Consider the following 15,726-nt stretch of genomic DNA (forward strand, 5'->3'; position numbering starts at 1 on the left):
GGATAACAGTTGCAACACACCGGTCCTCGGTGCGCGTCATCGGCGGCTCCGGTCGGTGTGAGGCGATATGTTCTCCAGCACGGCGACGCGTAAATGCCGTCGGTGCGATTCGCTTTATCGGTCGCGGTGCGGCCGAGGTAGCGGGTAGCGTCGGGTTCGACAGCTCGTTTGATCAGGGCAGGGACGTGTTGACATCACGATCCACCACCGCGTGACAGGAAGTAGGACCGGCCACCATGGCACGTATCGGAGACGGCGGCGACCTGCTGAAATGCTCGTTCTGCGGAAAGAGCCAGAAGCAGGTCAAGAAGCTCATCGCCGGCCCCGGCGTGTACATCTGCGATGAATGCATCGACCTCTGCAACGAGATCATCGAAGAGGAGCTGGCCGACGCCGACGACGTCAAGCTCGATGAACTGCCCAAGCCTGCGGAGATCCGCGAGTTTCTGGAGAACTACGTCATCGGCCAGGACAACGCGAAGAAGACGCTGGCCGTCGCCGTCTACAACCACTACAAGCGCATCCAGGCCGGGGACAAGGCCCGCGATGCCCGCGGTGAGACCGTTGAGCTGGCCAAATCCAACATCTTGATGCTGGGCCCCACCGGCTGCGGCAAGACCTACCTGGCGCAGACGCTGGCCAAGATGCTCAATGTGCCCTTCGCCATCGCCGATGCCACCGCCCTGACCGAGGCCGGATACGTGGGCGAGGATGTCGAGAACATTCTTCTCAAGCTGATTCAGGCCGCCGACTATGACGTGAAGCGTGCCGAGACCGGCATCATCTACATCGACGAGGTCGACAAGATCGCCCGCAAGAGCGAGAACCCGTCCATCACCCGGGACGTCTCCGGTGAGGGCGTGCAGCAGGCCCTGCTGAAGATCCTGGAAGGCACGCAGGCATCGGTGCCCCCGCAGGGCGGCCGCAAGCATCCGCATCAGGAATTCATCCAGATCGACACCACGAACGTGCTGTTCATCGTGGCCGGCGCGTTCGCGGGCCTGGAGAAGATCGTGTCCGATCGTGTCGGCAAGCGTGGCCTGGGCTTCGGTGCCGAGGTCAAGTCCAAGGCCGATATCGACACCACCGACCACTTCGCCGAGGTCATGCCCGAGGACCTGATCAAGTTCGGCCTTATCCCCGAGTTCATCGGTCGTCTGCCGATCGTGGCCTCGGTGACCAACCTGGACCGCGAATCGCTCATCACGATCCTGTCCGAGCCGAAGAACGCGTTGGTGAAGCAGTACACCCGCCTCTTCGACATGGACGGCGTCGAGCTGGAGTTCAGCCAGGACGCGCTGGAGGCCATCGCCGATCAGGCCATCCACCGTGGTACCGGCGCCCGCGGTCTGCGCGCCATCATGGAGGAAGTGCTGCAGCCGGTGATGTACGACATCCCGAGCCGTGACGATGTCGCCAAGGTCGTGGTGACCGGCGAGACCGTCATCGACAACGTGCTGCCGACGATCGTGCCGCGCAAGCCCTCGCGCACCGAGCGTCGCGACAAGTCCGCCTAAGGCTCGTCGTGCAGAGCGCCATGGAGTTGGCGCGGGCCGAGCGCATCGACCTCGCCGAGCTCCTGGCCGGACTGACACCCGAGCAGTGGAATGCCCCGTCGTTGTGTAGCCAGTGGCGGATTCGTGACGTGGTGACGCACATGATCGGCTACGAAGACCTGAGCCGCGGCGAGTTCTACGCGCGTGTCGCCAAGGCCGGTTTCAACCCGAACCGAGCCAACGCCAATCGAGTCGCCGAGCTGGCTGACCGCACCCCCGAGCAGCTGCTGGAGATGGTGCGTGCCGCAGAAACGCCGGGGGTGCTGACATCGGGTTTCGGGGGGCGGATCGCGCTGCTGGACGGCATCGTGCATCAACAAGACATTCGGCGCCCGCTGGGGATTCCGCGTGAGATTCCCGAAGACCGGCTGAATGTCGCCATGGATTTCGCGCGCTGGGCACCGCCGGTGCGGGGTGCGCTGCGTGCCCGGGGTGTACGGCTGGTGGCGACTGATACGGGTTGGGCGGCTGGGAGGGGACCCGAGGTGACCGGGCCGGCGGAGGCGCTGCTGATGGCGATGGCGGCACGCCCATGCGTGCTGGCAGAACTCGCTGGGCCGGGTAAATCAACCCTGGCGCAACATATTTCGTAACGCCTCGTAAGCTGGTACTGATGTCCACCGAGTTCATGAGCCAGCCGACGCTAGAGGGCCCGACGCTCACCCTGCGTCCGTTGGAAGACGACGACGTTGAGCCGCTGTACCGTGCCGCCAGCGATCCCCTCATCTGGGCGCAGCACCCGAGTACGGACCGTCATCAGCGACCGGTGTTCGACAAGTGGTTCGCTGAGGCCTTGGCCGCGAAATCGCTTGTCATCATCGATCACTCGACGGGGGAGATGATCGGCTCCTCTCGTTTTTACGAGTGGGATCCGGACAAGCGTGAGGTCGCGATCGGGTACACCTTCATCACCCGCGAGTACTGGGGTGGGACCGTCAACGCCGAGCTCAAGACGCTGATGCTGGATTACGCCTTCATCAACGCCGACCTGGTGTGGTTCCACGTGGCCGCGGCCAACCTCAGGTCGCAACGCGCGCTCGCCAAGATCGGTGCCCACGAGCACCACCGCCAAAAGCGGGAGATCAACGGCGCGCTGGAAGACTACGTGTACTTCACCATCACCGCTGCCGACTGGCGAGAAGCCTCCGACTGAGCGCCACGTTCGCTACCGAGTGAAACGTGGCACCGAATCGGCGACCGGTCAGTGCGTAACCGGATCGTCGTCGACGTCCACGCCCGACCGGGACCGGTCCTGCTCGGCCCGCTTAGCCGCTTCGCGCATCTCGAAGGCGTCCGTGGCGATCTCACCGATCTGCCGGGTGACATCGACCACCGCATTGGTGATGATCTTGGCGATCTCGCCCACGTGCTCGGCGGTCGACGACACGACCTCTTGCGCCAGGTCCTTGTTGCGTTCGAACTTGCTCACCACGGCTCCTAACTTACGCGTCTACCAGCTCGCCGCGCTCGTCAACGACGACGACCTCGGGTTCGGCCACCGTCCCCTTGTTTGCGTCTTGGCGTGCGTCCCGCTCGATGTGCACCACGAGCTCCTGTTCGCCGCGGAACCAGCCGGTGGGAAGGGACAGGCGGGCGATCTTCTTCCAGGTGGACGAGAGCTGGGCGAACAGGCCACCCGTGTTGTAGGGCAGGCCGTACTTCTGGCACAGCTCGCGCACCTCGGTGGCGATCTCCGGGTAGCGGTTGGCGGGCAGGTCCGGGAACAGGTGATGCTCGATCTGGTGGGACAGGTTGCCACTCATGATGTGAAAGAGCCTGCCGCCCTCGATGTTCGCCGAGCCAAGCAGCTGCCGGACGTACCATTCGCCGCGCGTCTCGTTGGCGGTCTCCTCCTTGGAGAAGGTCTGGGTGCCGGAGGGGAAGTGGCCGCAGAAGATGATCGAGAACGTCCACACATTGCGCACGAAGTTGGCCGACATGTTGCCCAGGAAGGTGATCGGAAACAGCGGACCGGTGAGCGCCGGGAAGATCACGTAGTCCTTGAGAACCTGCTTACTGGCCTTGCGCCACATGCCTTTGATCAACGGCTTGAGGTCGTACCACTTGCGCTTGCCCCTCACGATGTTCTCGGCCTCGAGCTCGTGCACCATGACGCCCCACTCGAAGAAGACCATCAGGGCGGTCGCCCATGCCAGGTTGCCCAGGTAGTACGGATTCCACTTCTGCTCGGGCGCCATGCGCAGGATGCCGTAACCCACGTCGCGGTCCATGTCGACGATGTTGGTGTAGGTGTGGTGCATGTAGTTGTGCGAGTGCCGCCACTGGTCGGCGGGGCACACGGTGTCCCACTCGAAGTCGCGTGAGTTGAGGCCCTTTTCGCGCATCCAGTCGTACTGGCCGTGCATCACGTTGTGGCCGATCTCCATGTTGTCGAGGATCTTGGAGACGGACAGCGCACCTACCGCGGCGAGCCACACCGGCGGGATGAACCCCAGGTACATCAGGGCGCGCCCCGCGGCCTCGCAGCCGCGTTGTGTCTTGATGATCGAGTAGATGTACTCGCGGTCGCGCTCGCCCAGATCGCCGACGATCCGCTCGCGCAATGCATCGAGGTCCTTGCCCAGCGCCTCGACATCCGCTGCGCTGATGGTGATTTCGTTGCTGGTCATCGTCTATCTCCTGGGTTTAGAGGTTGATCGAGACGTCACCGACGGGCGCGGTGATGCAGAGCTGGATGTGCTGATCGGGGTCGTCGTTCTCGTCACCGGTGCGCAGGTTGCGGGTGCACCCGGATGTCTTCACCGCCGTGCAGGCGAAGCAGATTCCCATCCGGCAGCCGAATTCAGGTTGCAGACCGGCGGCCTCAGCCTGTTCGAGGATGGGACGACCGTCGTTCTCGGCGGTGACGCCCGATGTGGCGAATCGCAGCACGCCGCCGGCTTCCCCGGTGGTGCCCGAGGTGGTGAGGGTGAACTCTTCGGTGTGCAGACGGTCGGAGAGTCCGCGCTCGGCGTACAGGACGCTCACCGCCTCGTGCAAGGAGGGCGGCCCGCACAGGAACGTCTGAGCGTCCGCATGCCAGGGCACGATCGCATCGAGCTGTTCGGCGCTGAAATGTCTGCCACCGGCGCGCGTGTACTCCGTGTGCACGGTCACCGACGGCACCTCGCCGAGTGCAGCGAGTTCGTTGGCGTACGCGTTGTCCGCTGCGGTGGGCGCGTAGTAGAGCACCGCGAGCTGACCCGGATACCCATTGCCGATGAGTGTTCTCGCCATTGAGAGCACGGGTGTAATCCCACTTCCGGCGGCAATCAGGACCGTCCGGATGGGACGCGGCGACGGAAGGACGAACGTGCCGGAGGCCGGGGTGATGCTGTACACGTCGCCGACCGCGGCATGCTTGTACAGATAGTTCGAGACCAGGCCCTCGGAGCGGCGGGCGATGGTCAGCTCGATGATCTCCCGGGCGTCGTCGGCGCACGAAGGCGAGAAGCAGCGGACGTGGCGCACGCCGTCGATCACAACTCCCAGTTGTACGAATTGACCTGCGTGAAAGCCCGTGAACTGGCGCGTTGTGCGCAACGTCAGGGTCACCGACCGGGTGGTGCGGCGTTGCACGCGGATGACGCGGGCGCGCGCCTCTTCCCAGGTGATCATCGGATCGACCAGCTCGAGATAGCGATCGACGGCATGTGGGGTCACGGCGGCTGTCAGCAGCCGGCCCAGGGACGACTCGGGGGTGAGGATGCGTCGGGTGGCTTTAGTTAGAAATGTCATTCGAACTCCCTCCGTTAGGTTAACGAATGTACACTGAAATTGTGAACCAACATGCCCCCACTCAGTCAAGCCGTAGTGACCGTGTCGGTCATCACAGCGATACAGTGATCGCCATGACCAGTCATCGAGAGCGGGGCTCGTACTCGGGTTCCTCGTCGCGACGTGACTCGGTTCGGGGTGAGCAGAAATTGCGCACCCGCACCGCCTTGATGGAAGCCGCTCTCGAGCTCTCGCGCACCCAGGCGTTCTCGGGATTGAGCCTGCGCGATGTGGCCCGCGGAGCGGGAATCTCGCCGACGGCGTTCTACCGCCACTTCTCGTCCCTAGATGACCTGGGTGTCGCGCTGGCCGAAGAGGGGATGCGCATCGCTCGGGGGATCGCGCGGGAAATACGCCGCCGCGAACCGGCGACGTTGGCCGAGTCCATGCGCATCCTGGCCGAACAGGTACAGGAAAACCCGGATCAGCTGCGATTCGTCGTCACCGAGCGGTACACCGCGCCCACCGAGGTGCGCCGCGCGGTGAGCATCGAAATGCGTCTACTCGCGGGCGAGCTGGCGATCGATCTGGCCCGACGTGACCAAATGCGGCTGTGGGATTCCGCTGACCTGACCACGGCGGCCAACCTGATTCTGTCCATCGCCGCCAACGCGGTGGCCGAACTCGTACAGCTCGACGCGGACACCGCCGAGGTCGTGGACGTCGCGACCAACGCCTTGAAGATGGCGTTCGTCGGTCTGCAGAACTGGCGTTCCAGCTAGTTCGAGGTCTGCTGCCCGCGACGTTCTGATTCGCCGAGGCGCTGATGCAGCCGGTCGCGGATCTCTGCGACCGTGTACGCCTTGCGTTTGCGTTGATCCCGGGCGACCAGCACGCCTCCCGCCGCCACCCCGACGGCCCCGGCGAGCCCGAGCCACTTCCACATGTTGGCCATCGGTCCAGGCTACGGTGCGGGGATGAGTGAGCAAGTGAGTGTGTCGATCGAGGAGGCGCTCGATGCGACACGCACGGGCGACATTTGGGTGTTCCGCGGTCGGTCGGGCCCGGACCGTCTCATTCAGACATTGTCGAACAGTCCGGTCAACCACGTCGGGATGACGCTGGCGATCGACGATCTGCCGCCGCTCATGTGGCATGCCGAACTGGGAAACAAGCTCACCGACGTGTGGACGGGCGATAACCATCGGGGAGTGCAGCTGCACGATGCGCGTGAGGCGATCGAGAGATGGTCACACGTCTACGGCCAGCGATGCTGGCTCCGTCAGCTCAGCCCGCGGGTCACAGCCGAGCAGGAGGACGTCGCCCTGCGGGTCGTGGCGCGGATGGACGGGACACCATTTCCTGCCACCGCCCGGCTGACCGGCCGGTGGATGCGCGGCCGACTCCCCACCATCAGCGACCTGACTCGTGGACTTCCCTTCGTGCACAAGAAGGTTCGTGAGGTGGCCGAACGGGACATCACGAAAAAACGGCAAGCCGGGCTGGAGACCGCGTTCTGCGCCGAGACGGTGGCGATCACCCTGGAGGAGATGGGGCTGCTCGTCACCGAGAAGCGTTCGAACTACTTCGATCCGGGATCGTTCTGGAGCGGTGACAATCTGCCGCTGGCGCCGGGCTACTCGCTGGGCAGGGAGATCGCCGTCGAGGTGCCCGAGCCTTAGGCAATCGGACTCACGTGATCCGAATTGAGCGGACGAGCTGTTCGGCCGGCGCCAGATCCCGTTCGTGATCAAAGTAGACGGCGAGCTGGACATGGCTGGGGACCCCGACTGCGAAGCCGAACAGTGCAGGTGCGCGTCCATCGGGTGACTGTTCGTCCACGCGGTAGGAATGGAACAAGATTCCTTCGGCGGACCAGTCCTTGCGGTCATACGCAGCCGGGGAGGCGTTTTGGACAATCTTATCGAGACGTTGCCGCGGCTCTTCGATGTTCTCCCATACCGCGATCCACGCGGTGAGGCCGGGGCGCCACAGCACGAGGTGCTCGTCCTCGGTTCGTCGGCTCATGGGCTCGGGCGCAGCGATACTGCAATGTGCGGTCAGTTGGCCTCGCCCCTCGACCCACGGAAAGTCCGGATTCAATCCATGCGGGTTTGAAGCGTCGGGATCGACGGGCGCGCCCTCTGGATCCTCGACGAAGTGATCCCCCTCTCGTAGCCATGCGGTGCCGTGGCGTGCATCCAGATGAGGCAGTATCGCGCGGTCGTAGTTGGCAATGGTGTTGAGCGAGTACAGGCCCAGATTCGCGGCGTCGTCGACGTACTCCTGGCTCTCGTCGCCGGCGAAGAAATTCCAGCCGGAATAGTCGCGGAACATGAAACCCACCGGACAGCCGTCAACGGTGATCCGATCGCTGGCGATGCAGGCCTCGTTCCGCGCGAGGTCGGGAACAATTTGATCGGCAGGAAGCCGGAACACCTTGTCTGTCACCCGGTCACTCGATCTGCTCGGGTGTAGACGTTCATGCTGTCTGCGCGCAGAAACGCCACGAGCGTCATCCCAGACTGCGCAGCCAAATCGACAGCGAGTGAGGAGGGCGCCGACACCGCCGCCAGGATGGGAATGCCTGCCATGGTTGCCTTTTGGGCAAGCTCGAACGAGGCGCGTCCGCTCACCAGCAGAGTGGTCCCCGTCAGGGGCACCCTGTCGTTCTCCAGCGCCCACCCGATGACCTTGTCTACCGCGTTATGCCTGCCGATGTCCTCGCGCACCGCCAGCAGGCTGCCGTCCGCCGTGAACAATGCGGCGGCGTGTAGCCCGCCGGTGGTCGCGAAAACCTTTTGTGCCGCACGAAGTTTGTCGGGCAGACCGACCAGTGTGTTCGATTCGATCGTGGAGGGGTCGTCGCCGGGAGAGAAGCGGCTGATGGTCCGCACCGCCTCCAGGGAACCCTTGCCGCAGACACCGCACGACGAAGTGGTGTAGAAGTTCCGCGTCACCGTCGGGTCGGGGGCGGGTACGCCGGGGGCTAGCGTCACGTCCAGAACGTTGTAGGTGTTCAGGCCGTCGGGGCCGTCGCCCTGGCAGTACCGCACCGTCATCAGGTCGTCGCGACTACCGATGACACCCTCGGTGAGCAGGAATCCCTGGGTGAGTTCGACATCCGATCCAGGGGTGCGCATGGTGACGGCCACCGGCTGCCCGTTGACTCGAATTTCCAGAGGTTCCTCGACGACGAGAGTTTCGCTGCGGTCGCCTCGCCCGACGCCCTCGATGCGCCTGATCCTGCGCCTGTCCGTGACCCTACCCACGGGCTTCCAATCGGATCACGACCGCCTTGGACGCCGGAGTATTGGACCGCTCCGCGACATGGTCAAGGGGCACAAGCGGATTGGTTTCCGGGTAGTAGGCGGCGGCATTGCCGCGCGGTGTGGAGTAGGGCACCACGAGGAAGTCCTCGGCCCGGCGCTCCTCGCATACGCCGTCCTTGCCCGGATACTCGGACACCAGATCGACTCGCGAGCCCTCGGATAACCCTAATGCCACAACGTCTTCCGGGTTGATGAAGATCACTCGTCGGCCCCCCTTGACGCCGCGGTACCGGTCGTCCAGGCCGTAGATGGTGGTGTTGTACTGATCGTGGCTGCGCAGCGTCTGCAGCACCAGTCGCCCCTCGGGGACCGGCACCCACTCCAATGGTGCCGACGAGAAGTTGGCTTTACCCGTATGAGTGGGGAATTCACGATCGTCACGCGGCGGGTGCGGCAGTGCGAACCCGTCCGGTTGCCGCACCTTGACGTTGTAATCGGCACATCCGGGCACCACCCGCGAGATCGCGTCGCGAATGGTGTCGTAGTTCTCGACGAATCGATCCCAGGGAACCGGATGCCCGGGTCCCAGAATGGCGCGTGCCAACTGGCACACGATGGCAACCTCACTGCGCAGCAGGGTGCTTGGGGGGTGCAGACTGCCGCGTGACAAGTGCACCATGGACATCGAATCCTCCACGGAAACAAGCTGTTTACCCGACTGCTGGATATCCCGGTCGGTGCGCCCGAGGGTGGGCAGGATGAGAGCAGTGCGCCCGTTCACCAGGTGGCTGCGGTTCAGCTTGGTAGAGATCTGCACGGTCAGGGCGCAGTTGCGCAGTGCGGCCTCGGTGACGGCGGTGTCGGGGGTGGCCGAGGCGAAGTTGCCGCCCATGCCGATGAAGACTGACACCTTGCCGTCTCGCATGGCGCGGATCGCGTCGACGGTGTCGAACCCGTGCTTACGCGGAGTGCTGATGCCGAACTCGGAATCCAAAGCCGCCAGGAATTCTTCGGGCATCTTCTCCCAGATACCCATGGTGCGGTCGCCCTGGACGTTCGAGTGACCGCGCACGGGGCACACCCCGGCACCCGGCTTGCCGATCATGCCCCGCATCAGCAGCAGGTTCGTCGCCTCGCCGATGGTCGCCACCGCATGTCGATGTTGAGTCAGGCCCATCGCCCAGCAGATGATGGTGCGCTGCGAGTTGGCCAGCATGTCCGACACGGTGCGTAGCTGGTCCATGCCGATACCGGTTGCTTGCGTGACGGTTTCCCAGTCGATGCTGCGCGCCCGAGTGGCCCATTCCTGGTAACCGGCGCAGTGCTCTTCGATGAACTGCCGATCGACGATGCTGCCGGGTTTGGCGTCCTCGGCCTCCAGCAGCAGCCTTCCCAGTCCGGTGAACAGTGCCATGTCCCCGCCCAGGCGGATCTGCACGAACTCGTCGGCGATCGCCACACCGTGGCCGAGTACTCCGTTGACCTTCTGCGGATCCTTGAACCGGAGCAATCCGGCTTCGGGGAGTGGGTTGACGGCAATAATTTTGGCGCCGTTGGCTTTTGCCTTCTCCAACACCGAAAGCATGCGGGGGTGATTGGTGCCGGGATTCTGGCCGGCGATGAGGATGACATCGGCGTGCTCGATATCGGGCACCGACACCGATCCCTTGCCGATGCCGATCGAGTCCGTCAGTGCGGTGCCCGACGATTCGTGGCACATGTTGGAGCAGTCCGGCAGGTTGTTGGTACCCAGGCTGCGTACCAGCAGCTGGTAACAGAACGCGGCCTCATTGCTGGTGCGCCCGGAGGTGTAGAACACCAGGCGGTCCGGATCCGCGGCCGCCCTGACCTCGCGGGCAATGAGCTCGTACGCGTCATCCCAATCGATGGGGCGGTAATGCGATTCGCCCGGGTGTAACACCATCGGATGAGTCAGTCGCCCTTGCTGACTCAGCCAATACTCGGGTGCCTCGCGGAGCTCCTCCACCGAGTATTGCGCGAAAAAAGCAGGGGTCACGGTGCGCTTTGTCGCCTCTTCTGCGACGGCCTTGGCGCCGTTCTCGCAGAACTCGGCTAGTTTGCGGTGTCCCGGAGTCTCGGGCCACGCACAGCCGGGGCAATCGAAGCCGTGACGCTGATTCAGCTTGGTCAGTGTCGCGACGGTGCGCAGGGGGCCCATTTGTTCGAGGCCGCGTTGCAGGGAAACGCCCACCGCGGTCATTCCCGCGGCGACATCCTTCGCGCCGGTGACGGCGATACGGGGTTCGCCGGTCTCTGCCGGTTCGGCTCCGTTGTCGTGGTCAACCGTCGGTATCCGGTGCCCGGTCATACTTCTCATTCTGGACCCGTCGTCCAGTCTGGGTGTCACTAGCCTCGGCCGGTCTTTCCCAGGTGACGGCATCGCGGGGTAACCAAGCAGATGCTTGGCTCGTGCTTGTGATTTGCCTCACGTCTACTGGCGGGTACCGGGGCAACTGCACTGGCCAGGCAGCGAGAATGGCTCGACACGTGTCAAGTTTCGTGCCTGCGGGTATGGCCTCGTCAAGGTCAGCGGTGTGAAAGTGCAATAATCGGTACCGAGAGTGACAGAAAACTCTGCTGAATGGTGGCGTACGTACCGTCACCGCCAGAGTTCGTCGTGAAAGGTAGGTCACCGGTGGGCGACGGAGCCGTATCGGAGAAGCTGGAAAAAGTCGTCATCCGGTTTGCTGGAGACTCTGGCGACGGTATGCAGCTCACCGGAGACCGATTTACCTCCGAGGCTGCGATCTTCGGCAACGACCTCGCAACACAGCCGAACTATCCCGCCGAGATCCGCGCCCCTCAGGGCACGCTTCCCGGTGTTTCTTCCTTCCAGATCCAGATTGCCGACTACGACATCCTCACCGCGGGTGACCGACCCGACGTGCTGGTGGCGATGAACCCGGCGGCGCTGAAGGCCAACATCGGCGACCTGCCGCGCGGCGGCATGGTGATCGCCAACTCCGACGAGTTCACCAAGCGCAACCTGGCCAAGGTGGGCTACCAGTCGGATCCGCTGGAGCACGACGACATGTCGGACTACGTGGTCTATCAAGTTCCGATGACCACCCTGGCGCTCGGCGCCGTCGAGCCGGCCGGCGTCTCGAAGAAGGACGGCGCGCGTACCAAAAACATGTTCGCGTTGGGCCTGCTGTCCTGGATGTATCACCGTCCGCTGGAGGGCACCGAGCAGTTCCTGCGCGAGAAGTTCGCGAAGAAGCCCGATGTGGCCGAGGCCAATATCTTGGCGTTCCGGGCAGGCTGGAACTATGGCGAGACCACCGAGGCCTTCGGCACCACCTACGAGGTGGCCAAGGCGTCGCTGCCGCCGGGCGAGTACCGACAGGTTTCCGGTAACACCGCGATGGCCTACGGCGTTGTCGCTGCGGGTCGGCTCGCGAACACCAAGGTGGTGCTCGGCACCTACCCGATCACTCCGGCCTCGGACATCTTGCACGAGCTGAGCAAGTACAAGAACTTCGATGTGTTGACCTTCCAAGCCGAGGACGAGATCGCCGGAATCGGTGCGGCCCTTGGTGCCTCCTTCGGTGGAGCCCTGGGCGTCACCAGCACGTCGGGTCCCGGCGTGGCGCTCAAGAGCGAGGCGGTGGGTCTGGCGGTCATGACCGAGCTCCCGCTGCTGGTGATCGACGTGCAGCGCGGCGGTCCGTCGACCGGTCTGCCCACCAAGACCGAGCAGGCCGACCTGCTGCAGGCTCTGTATGGCCGCAACGGCGAGTCACCCATCGCGGTGCTCGCGCCCCGCTCGCCTTCGGACTGCTTCGACATCGCGATCGAGGCCGTGCGCATCGCGCTCACCTACCGGACTCCGGTGATGATCCTGTCCGACGGCGCGATCGCCAATGGCTCTGAGCCGTGGGCCATCCCGGACATCGCGAGCTATCCGGCGATCGAGCACACTTTCGCCTCGCCTGATCAGGATTTCGCGCCCTACAACCGCGACCCGGAGACTCTTGCCCGTCAGTTCGCCGTCCCGGGTACCCCCGGGCTGGAGCATCGCATCGGCGGCCTGGAAAAGGCCAACGGTTCGGGCAACATCTCGTACGACCCGGCCAACCACGACCTCATGGTGCGGTTGCGTCAGCTCAAGATCGACGGAATCACGGTGCCGGACTTGGAGGTTGACGATCCGACCGGAGATGCTCAACTACTCATGATCGGGTGGGGCAGCTCGTACGGCCCCATCGGAGAGGCCTGCCGACGTGCCCGTCGCAAGGGTCTGAAGGTTGCGCATGCGCACCTGCGTCACCTCAATCCGTTCCCGAAGAACCTGGGCGAGGTACTGCGCAAGTACCCCAAGGTCGTTGCGCCGGAGATGAACCTCGGGCAGCTGTCGCTGCTGCTGCGCGGGAAGTTCCTGGTGGATGTGCAATCGGTGACTAAGGTGCAGGGCATGGCCTTCCTCGCCGACGAGGTCGAAGAAATCATCGATGCGGCCCTGGACGGGTCGCTCGCCGACAAGGAAAGTCAGAAGGCTGTTCTCGCGCGTGAATCCGCGGTGGCCGTAGGGGATCGAGCATGACCGACGTACTCAATGGACTCAACGGCATCAGTGGTTTGGCCGGTACCGATCTGGGCTTGAGCGCCAATGCCCTGGTGCCCACCACCGACGAGGAGCAGAAGTCGAAGGACTTCACCTCCGATCAGGAAGTGCGTTGGTGCCCCGGTTGCGGTGACTACGTCATCCTCAACACCATCCGTGGCTTCCTGCCGGAGCTCGGCCTCAAGCGCGAGAACATTGTGTTCATCAGCGGTATTGGCTGCTCGAGCCGGTTCCCGTACTACCTGGACACCTATGGCATGCACTCGATCCATGGCCGCGCGCCGGCCATCGCGACCGGCCTGGCGCTGGCTCGCGAGGATCTGTCCGTGTGGGTGGTGACCGGTGACGGCGACGCGCTGTCCATTGGTGGCAACCACCTGATCCACACCCTGCGCCGCAACGTGAACCTGACAATCCTGCTGTTCAACAACAGGATTTACGGTCTCACCAAGGGGCAGTACTCGCCGACCTCGGAGACCGGCAAGGTCACCAAGTCGACGCCGATGGGCTCGCTGGACTACCCGTTCAACCCGGTATCCCTGGCGCTGGGCGCCGAGGCCACATTCGTGGGACGGGCGCTGGACTCGGACAAGAAGGGGCTGTCGGAGGTACTGCGTGCCGCAGCCGCCCACCGTGGTTCGGCACTGGTCGAGATCCTGCAGGACTGCCCGATCTTCAACGACGGGTCCTTCGATCTGTTGCGTAAGGAAGGCTCCGAGCAGCGCGTCATCAACGTGAGCCACGGCCAGCCGATCACCTTCGGTGCCGAGGGCGAACTGTGCGTCGTCCGTTCAGGTTTCGGCCTGGAGGTCGCCAAGACGGCCGATGTGAAAGCCGAGGACATCGTGGTGCATGACGCGTATTCGGATGATTCGGCCTACGCCTTCGCGCTGTCTCGGCTGTCCGAGCAGGACCTTGAGCACACCGTGATGGGTGTGTTCCGCAGCGTGCAGCGTCCCACCTATGACGACCTGGCTCGTGAGCAGCTGACCGCCGCTGCCGCCGCCAAACCGAGCGACACCGCCGCACTGCAGGCGCTGTTGACCGGTCGGGACACCTGGACCGTCGGCTAGACCCATATCGGCTGGTTTTCGCCGTCGTGCATTCGGACGCTTCGGCGTCTCCTCGCGCGCGAAATGCGGTTGCTCTCGTAAGATTCAGGGACGTTGATGTTTCCGTGCCGGGTCTCCGGTCCGGAACGCAACCTTCATGCCCTAGATACGAGGTGAGAAGGCCGTGAGGCAGTCGCTGATCGCGATAGCAACAGCAATGGCGATGATCGGTGTCTCGCTGGGCGGTGCAGCCATTGCGGCAGCCGCCGGCAACGCCAACGACGTCATCAACGAGCTCAAGGCAAACGGGTATCGGGTGATCATCACCAAGAGCGGTGCCGGCGACTTGAGCAAGTGCACCGTCGTCTCGGTGGAGAAGCAGTCGCCGGTAACGGATGTGGGTGCGGGGCGCGATGCACAGAACTATCCGACGACGGTCCCGGTGACGTCGCGAAAGATCGCTGTCGTCTCGCTGCGCTGCTGATCGGCTCACACGTTTGACGGGCCCCTCGGCAGATGTTGTCGCGTGAGGGCGAATAGGGCTATGTGCCAACACATTTCGTGGTGGCTATCGACGGCTGCCCTGGAGCGAGGCGTCGATTGTCCGAATTTGTTGCGCAATTGGTAATTGGCAAATAGTGTTATTTGTGATGCGCCTGTGAATAGAGTGAATTTGTCAATTCGCCACGCCGCATGTTTTTAAAGTTTCTAATGTGACTTGAGTGATTTGCCGTCATCGTGGTATGGCTCACAAATAGAGCGTGATCTGACTCACTAATCGCAGGTAGGAGCGACCCTAAGGGAACCTGAGAATTTCTTAAGTGACCTGGGGTTAGTCGCTGAAGATTGGCTCTGTAATTGTTTCGTTATTGGTTTGGGATGTGCGTGTCGTGAGATGACTTTCGCTGATTGGTTCCGTACGGTCCGACACGTCAAGAAACCGGAGCAAAACTCCGAACCGTGAACCCTGTGTGCAAATGGGGCCAGGGACGTCGCTAGGCGGTCTCTGGCCACCGGCCCGCGAGAGCCGGTGAGGCAGCAGCCGCCTCCCTTGTCGCGCCCGACCGAGACGGCGCGATCCGACGAAGATGTCCGCCTCGCCTGGAGGCGTGCCAGAGCCCGCTGCGGTATCCGCAAGCGGGCGGTGTTCGGTGCGTGCCCGGCGAGAGGAAAGACATGAAGTACATCCGCAAAACGCTCACCACCCGCGCCGTCCTATGGGCCATGGCCCCTGCGCTTGTCGCGGCTCCGATGGCGCTGGCTGGAACAGCGAGTGCGGATCCGGTCAACTGGGATGCCATCGCCGCGTGCGAGTCCGGTGGCAACTGGGGGATTAACACCGGAAACGGCTACTACGGCGGTCTGCAGTTCAACATGGGCACCTGGCGTGCCAACGGCGGCTCCGGCTCCCCGCACCTGGCTTCGCGCGAGGAGCAGATCCGGATCGCCGAGAACGTGCTGGCCCGTCAGGGGATCGGCGCATGGCCCGTCTGCGGACGGCGCGGCTAGACCCCGAGAAGTACACCACCAACTCAACAAGCCAC

16 protein-coding genes are annotated in these 15,726 nt (G+C 63.7%); 9 read left to right on the plus strand and 7 right to left on the minus strand.

Annotated features, from left to right (window positions below; translation table 11 throughout):
* The first annotated feature begins 236 nt into the window (after positions 1-236).
* The 3 genes from clpX to MYCSP_RS07270 are packed head-to-tail and all read left to right on the plus strand — an operon-like array spanning position 237 to position 2,709.
* Positions 237-1,517: an ATP-dependent Clp protease ATP-binding subunit ClpX gene (clpX, locus tag MYCSP_RS07260; RefSeq protein WP_070911212.1), complete on the plus strand. Its 1,281-nt coding sequence runs from the start codon at positions 237-239 to the stop codon at positions 1,515-1,517.
* 20 nt (positions 1,518-1,537) lie between these two features.
* A complete protein-coding gene (locus tag MYCSP_RS07265; RefSeq protein ID WP_162266215.1) occupies positions 1,538-2,149 on the plus strand; it encodes a maleylpyruvate isomerase family mycothiol-dependent enzyme in 612 nt (203 codons plus the stop codon).
* A 20-nt stretch (positions 2,150-2,169) separates the two neighbouring features.
* Positions 2,170-2,709, plus strand: coding sequence for a GNAT family N-acetyltransferase (locus MYCSP_RS07270; protein ID WP_088413485.1), 540 nt, complete (start codon positions 2,170-2,172; stop codon positions 2,707-2,709).
* A gap of 48 nt (positions 2,710-2,757) precedes the next feature.
* On the opposite strand, the gene MYCSP_RS07275 is transcribed toward MYCSP_RS07270, so the two are convergent.
* The 3 genes from MYCSP_RS07275 to MYCSP_RS07285 are packed head-to-tail and all read right to left on the minus strand — an operon-like array spanning position 2,758 to position 5,294.
* A complete protein-coding gene (locus MYCSP_RS07275; RefSeq protein WP_070911209.1) occupies positions 2,758-2,988 on the minus strand; it encodes a hypothetical protein in 231 nt (76 codons plus the stop codon).
* 10 nt (positions 2,989-2,998) lie between these two features.
* On the minus strand, positions 2,999-4,186 hold the full coding sequence (locus tag MYCSP_RS07280) for a fatty acid desaturase family protein (protein WP_088413486.1): 1,188 nt from the start codon (positions 4,184-4,186) through the stop codon (positions 2,999-3,001).
* A gap of 16 nt (positions 4,187-4,202) precedes the next feature.
* Entirely contained in the window at positions 4,203-5,294 is a 1,092-nt protein-coding gene (locus MYCSP_RS07285) for a ferredoxin reductase (RefSeq protein WP_088413487.1), read from the minus strand.
* A 104-nt stretch (positions 5,295-5,398) separates the two neighbouring features.
* Between MYCSP_RS07285 and MYCSP_RS07290 the strand changes: the two genes are divergently transcribed.
* Complete coding sequence (locus MYCSP_RS07290; protein ID WP_162266216.1) at positions 5,399-6,055, plus strand: TetR family transcriptional regulator; 657 nt, start codon at positions 5,399-5,401, stop codon at positions 6,053-6,055.
* On the opposite strand, the gene MYCSP_RS23285 is transcribed toward MYCSP_RS07290, so the two are convergent.
* A complete protein-coding gene (locus MYCSP_RS23285) occupies positions 6,052-6,228 on the minus strand; it encodes a hypothetical protein (protein WP_088413489.1) in 177 nt (58 codons plus the stop codon). The two genes, MYCSP_RS07290 and MYCSP_RS23285, sit on opposite strands and share 4 nt — an antisense overlap.
* A 40-nt stretch (positions 6,229-6,268) precedes the next feature.
* Between MYCSP_RS23285 and MYCSP_RS07300 the strand changes: the two genes are divergently transcribed.
* A complete protein-coding gene (locus MYCSP_RS07300; RefSeq protein WP_209435440.1) occupies positions 6,269-6,955 on the plus strand; it encodes a guanylate cyclase in 687 nt (228 codons plus the stop codon).
* A 10-nt stretch (positions 6,956-6,965) separates the two neighbouring features.
* Here the strand turns inward: MYCSP_RS07300 and MYCSP_RS07305 are convergent, their stop codons facing one another.
* From MYCSP_RS07305 to MYCSP_RS07315, 3 genes are read right to left on the minus strand one after another with little or no spacing between them, the layout of a single operon-like run.
* On the minus strand, positions 6,966-7,724 hold the full coding sequence (locus tag MYCSP_RS07305; protein WP_088413491.1) for a DUF2185 domain-containing protein: 759 nt from the start codon (positions 7,722-7,724) through the stop codon (positions 6,966-6,968).
* Entirely contained in the window at positions 7,721-8,545 is an 825-nt protein-coding gene (fdhD, locus tag MYCSP_RS07310) for a formate dehydrogenase accessory sulfurtransferase FdhD (RefSeq protein WP_070911202.1), read from the minus strand. Before fdhD ends, MYCSP_RS07305 begins: the two co-directional genes overlap by 4 nt.
* Positions 8,538-10,874 (minus strand): FdhF/YdeP family oxidoreductase, encoded by a 2,337-nt coding sequence (locus tag MYCSP_RS07315; protein ID WP_088413492.1) that lies wholly within the window; start codon positions 10,872-10,874, stop codon positions 8,538-8,540. Before MYCSP_RS07315 ends, fdhD begins: the two co-directional genes overlap by 8 nt.
* Before the next feature lie 273 nt (positions 10,875-11,147).
* On the opposite strand from MYCSP_RS07315, the gene MYCSP_RS07320 reads away from it, so the two are divergent.
* The 4 genes from MYCSP_RS07320 (at position 11,148) to MYCSP_RS07335 (ending at position 15,691) form a co-directional block, all read left to right on the plus strand.
* Positions 11,148-13,109, plus strand: a complete 1,962-nt coding sequence (locus MYCSP_RS07320; protein ID WP_083019364.1) for a 2-oxoacid:acceptor oxidoreductase subunit alpha — start codon at positions 11,148-11,150, stop codon at positions 13,107-13,109.
* A complete protein-coding gene (locus tag MYCSP_RS07325; RefSeq protein WP_088413494.1) occupies positions 13,106-14,203 on the plus strand; it encodes a 2-oxoacid:ferredoxin oxidoreductase subunit beta in 1,098 nt (365 codons plus the stop codon). The genes MYCSP_RS07320 and MYCSP_RS07325 overlap by 4 nt, the downstream gene beginning before the upstream one ends.
* A 163-nt stretch (positions 14,204-14,366) precedes the next feature.
* The gene (locus MYCSP_RS07330; RefSeq protein ID WP_070911198.1) at positions 14,367-14,666 is read left to right on the plus strand and encodes a hypothetical protein; all 300 of its coding nucleotides are present in this window, start codon (positions 14,367-14,369) and stop codon (positions 14,664-14,666) included.
* 692 nt (positions 14,667-15,358) lie between these two features.
* Complete coding sequence (locus tag MYCSP_RS07335; protein WP_070911197.1) at positions 15,359-15,691, plus strand: transglycosylase family protein; 333 nt, start codon at positions 15,359-15,361, stop codon at positions 15,689-15,691.
* The last annotated feature ends 35 nt before the right edge of the window (positions 15,692-15,726 follow it).

The sequence above is a fragment of the Mycobacteroides saopaulense genome, assembly GCF_001456355.1.
GTDB classification, from domain to species: domain Bacteria; phylum Actinomycetota; class Actinomycetes; order Mycobacteriales; family Mycobacteriaceae; genus Mycobacterium; species Mycobacterium saopaulense.

Coding starts and splice junctions, on each gene's coding strand:
- MYCSP_RS07325 (WP_088413494.1), top strand. CDS start 13,106: ATGACCGACGTACTCAATGGACTCAACGGCATCAGTGGTTTGGCCGGT.
- MYCSP_RS07270 (WP_088413485.1), top strand. CDS start 2,170: ATGTCCACCGAGTTCATGAGCCAGCCGACGCTAGAGGGCCCGACGCTC.
- MYCSP_RS07265 (WP_162266215.1), top strand. CDS start 1,538: ATGGAGTTGGCGCGGGCCGAGCGCATCGACCTCGCCGAGCTCCTGGCC.
- MYCSP_RS07320 (WP_083019364.1), top strand. CDS start 11,148: ATGGTGGCGTACGTACCGTCACCGCCAGAGTTCGTCGTGAAAGGTAGG.
- MYCSP_RS07335 (WP_070911197.1), top strand. CDS start 15,359: ATGAAGTACATCCGCAAAACGCTCACCACCCGCGCCGTCCTATGGGCC.
- MYCSP_RS07280 (WP_088413486.1), bottom strand. CDS start 4,186: ATGACCAGCAACGAAATCACCATCAGCGCAGCGGATGTCGAGGCGCTG.
- MYCSP_RS07315 (WP_088413492.1), bottom strand. CDS start 10,874: ATGACCGGGCACCGGATACCGACGGTTGACCACGACAACGGAGCCGAA.
- clpX (WP_070911212.1), top strand. CDS start 237: ATGGCACGTATCGGAGACGGCGGCGACCTGCTGAAATGCTCGTTCTGC.
- MYCSP_RS07285 (WP_088413487.1), bottom strand. CDS start 5,294: ATGACATTTCTAACTAAAGCCACCCGACGCATCCTCACCCCCGAGTCG.
- MYCSP_RS23285 (WP_088413489.1), bottom strand. CDS start 6,228: ATGGCCAACATGTGGAAGTGGCTCGGGCTCGCCGGGGCCGTCGGGGTG.